The sequence below is a fragment of the Psychrosphaera sp. genome, assembly GCF_982872775.1.
Map to the genome: position 1 here is coordinate 1 of NZ_CEYNSH010000085.1, position 3,377 is coordinate 3,377.

The 3,377-nt window shown below is 38.9% G+C and carries 2 protein-coding genes and 1 pseudogene; all 3 read right to left on the reverse strand.

The features are described from left to right. Positions 1-71: 71 nt before the first annotated feature. Positions 72-2,153, reverse strand: coding sequence for a putative bifunctional diguanylate cyclase/phosphodiesterase (locus tag AC4E96_RS13945; protein ID WP_490256258.1), 2,082 nt, complete (start codon positions 2,151-2,153; stop codon positions 72-74). Next, positions 2,153-3,055, reverse strand: coding sequence for a phosphate/phosphite/phosphonate ABC transporter substrate-binding protein (locus tag AC4E96_RS13950; protein ID WP_490256259.1), 903 nt, complete (start codon positions 3,053-3,055; stop codon positions 2,153-2,155). The genes AC4E96_RS13945 and AC4E96_RS13950 overlap by 1 nt, the downstream gene beginning before the upstream one ends. A 131-nt stretch (positions 3,056-3,186) precedes the next feature. Continuing rightward, a pseudogene (locus AC4E96_RS13955) lies at positions 3,187-3,377 on the reverse strand (hypothetical protein); the annotation flags it as partial.

Genomic DNA, 3,377 nt, shown 5'->3' on the forward strand with positions numbered 1-3,377 from the left:
ATGTGGCGACATTATAAATAAATGACTTACAAAAAACACTTTATTACTTGTTAAAATGAAAAACGATTGATTTAAGACAAGGGTTTTGTTGTTTTATCCGCTACAAACAAATCTGACTTTTCCAGTTCTTCAAGTGACATGGGCTTAGCGTAATAATAACCTTGGATAATATCGCAATTGCAATCTCGTAAAATATCCATATGTTCTTTTGTCTCAACTCCCTCAGCCACGACCTTTAAGTGAAGGTTATGAGCCAAGCTTATCATAGCCGACACAATTTCAAGCTCTGCAGGTTGAGTATCTATATCTTTAACAAACGAGCGATCTATCTTTAGAGTATCGGTAGGTAATTTGTTTAAATAACCAAAGCTGGAATACCCTGTACCAAAGTCATCAATGGATACCCCAAACCCTGTCTCTTGCAATCGTTTTAGCTGTGAATGATTGTGGTCCAGGTCTTCCATCAAAATACTTTCAGTAATTTCAATTTCGAAGTTTTTGGGCTTTCGGCCAGATGAAATAAACTTCTCCATTAGGTTTTCATAAAACTGGCGGTTTGTTAACTGTCTAGCCGAGACATTAATGGCTATGACTATATCCTCGTCGACAAGGGTTTGTAGACGAGGCAGATCTCGTATCGCTTGTTCGATTACCCAATCACCAATAGGCTCAATTAAGCCGGTAGATTCAGCAACCGGTATAAATTGAAAAGGCGGAATCAAGCCCTCTTCTGGATCTTGCCAACGTATCAATGCCTCTACACCAATCACTTTGTCATGTGTTAAAGAATACTGAGGTTGATAAAACAAAATAAAATCTTGATTTTCAATTGCTTTTCGGAGCTTGTTTTCAATATTAAGTTTCGCTGTTGCCTCTTGGTTAAGTTCTTCGTTATAAAAGCGGAACTTGTTTTTCCCTAACTGTTTGGACTGATACATAGCCAAATCCGCAAACTTAATTGCAGAGTCAGCCTCGTCGGTATCTTTGGGAATCAAGGATACCCCAATACTTGCGGTAATAAATATATGGTCATTGTCATATGGAATGGGAGCGGCGAGAACAGAAAGGACTGTTGTTGCTAATTCAGCAGCCTTAGTTTCATCATCAATGTTTGGTAAAAGTAAAACAAACTCATCCCCATTTATTCGCGCAACGGTATCAGTGGCTCTTACACTGTGCTTCAATCTTGTGCTTACTTCCTTTAGTACTTCATCTCCAAACCTTCGACCTAATGAATCATTAATACGCTTGAAGTTATCAACATCAATAAATAAAAGTGCACCTGTGGCACTGTCTCTTAAGTTTTGACGGATCGCCTGCTCTATTCTTTCTGTGAGCAAAAATCGATTCGCCAAGCCCGTAAGCGAATCGTAAAAAGCTAACTGCTGCAGTTCTTTTTGCGTAGTATCAAGGGTCTTCATCGTGTACAGCTTGAATTTTATATCTCTGCGAATTCTAAACAAAATCAGAGTAGTAATTGGTATTACAATTAGCGCTGTAGCAAATAACAAGATGAAAATGATGAGCTCAGAGTTTTCTGTTTCGGTATTGAGTTCGTCGAAGCGTCGTTCTCGTGCCTTCTCATGCAAAAGCTCATTTTGTCGTGCGATACGAATAAGTTGTCTAATCGAGCTCTCGACTTTGTCATACTTAATTGGCTTAATTGACGTTAAGTTTTGTAGCCTTGTTGTTTCTGATTTAAGGCGTCCGAGAACTTGATTGAAAATCGACGAACCATACTCGTCTTGGATGCTAGTTAACAGTGCCACTTTGCGTTCAACATTGAGTACACTGACATGGAATTGAGCATTGTGCTCTGTTTTTTCAGATATTTTTAATTGGTTTATATTATCGAGAACTTCGAATAAGGTCACCATTAGGTCTGCTGTCGTCGTCATTGAACGATCGTGATAATTAGAAATGACCTCTCTGCTTTCCCTCAAATTTTGATTTGCATTGGTAATTGTAAAAATAATCACTAAAGCGAGAAAGCTGATTCCAGTAACCAGAGAAAATATGAGCCTTAACGTTTTACTCCCTTGTTTTTCTATATTTTTTTCCATGTTCGGAGACAACGCAGTGACATTAGTTTGATTGTCATTGCGGCTCTCAACGACACTTGAAAGTGGCTTATTTTTACTTGTTTCCCCCATTAATGAGATGCTCCCTGCGCCTGATTCATTAGGGTTATCGCTTTTTTAAGTTCGCTAAAATCACCTGTCGTCGCTGGATAAAACACTTCCGCATTGATCAAATCCAATATTTTAGCCTCCTTTGCCGAGTTATAGTCCAAAGAAAGAAAGGCTCCTAGTAAGCTATCTACGACTTGTTTATCCAAATCGGATTGTGCGGCCCATACATAATCGGGATAAGGAGGAGACTGCCAAATGACCTTCAATGCAGCCTCCATTTCTGGGTTGCTTTGGGTCATTCGCTGATAAACATTGGCATTAAGCACGCCAGCTTTTGCTTTTCCTTCATAGACATGTTCAACCGTTTTATCATGTGCTTGGCTGAACTTTACTTCAGAAAAGTATTGTTCGGGTATTATATTAAGTTTAGAAAAGTAGTATCTAGGCATTAAGTGACCAGACGTCGACAGGTCAGAACCAAAAGTAAATGACTGTCCTTCGAGGTCTGTTAAATTATTAAGTTTCGTATCTTTTCGAGTAATCACCACGCTTAAAAAGCTTCGATCGATATCCCGCATCACTATAGGCACAGCACCATGGTTTTCATTAGCCTTTACAAAGGTGTATCCTCCAAAAAACGCTAGATCCACGGCCCCCTTTTCAAACAAAAGTACTAGCTCTTGGTAGTTTTGGGGAATAACAAGTTGATATGGAACGTCAGCTTCTTTACTAATGTAGTCAAATAAAGGGGTGTATTGTTTTCTCAACTCTGCAGGCGAGCGATCAGGTAATAAACCTACATTAATCGTCTTAGTTGTGGGCTCTTTCGACGCCATTGGCCCACAAGCAACGACAAATATTACAACGATAAAAGAGAGTAAAGCTTTAAGACCGTTAGATAATCTCATTTTAGCTAAAACCATTGTGTTTCTGTACAATGTCTGCAGTATAGCTCAAATCCGCCAAACTGAATTGGCGAAGTGTTTCATTTTTATCAGATTAGTAATAATAGACGGCCCAATTAAATTATCGTTAAATATAATAAAGTCGTCAGTTATTTTAGAATGTAACTTCGTTCGTTTGGTGACACCCTGCCCGTTTGAATGGCGTCAGCCATATGTTTGATTACTGGGCTCGGTCGCCCATTTAAATCTTCCAAAAAATAAGTGTGGCCTTTTTTATCAAACTGATTATTAAACTCATCGCAATCAATTTCGTAAACCGTCTTGGGTAGCTTCGACACAC

Excerpts from the sequence above, each read along its gene's own strand:
- AC4E96_RS13945 (WP_490256258.1), bottom strand. The coding sequence starts at position 2,153 with ATGGGGGAAACAAGTAAAAATAAGCCACTTTCAAGTGTCGTTGAGAGC.
- AC4E96_RS13950 (WP_490256259.1), bottom strand. The coding sequence starts at position 3,055 with ATGGTTTTAGCTAAAATGAGATTATCTAACGGTCTTAAAGCTTTACTC.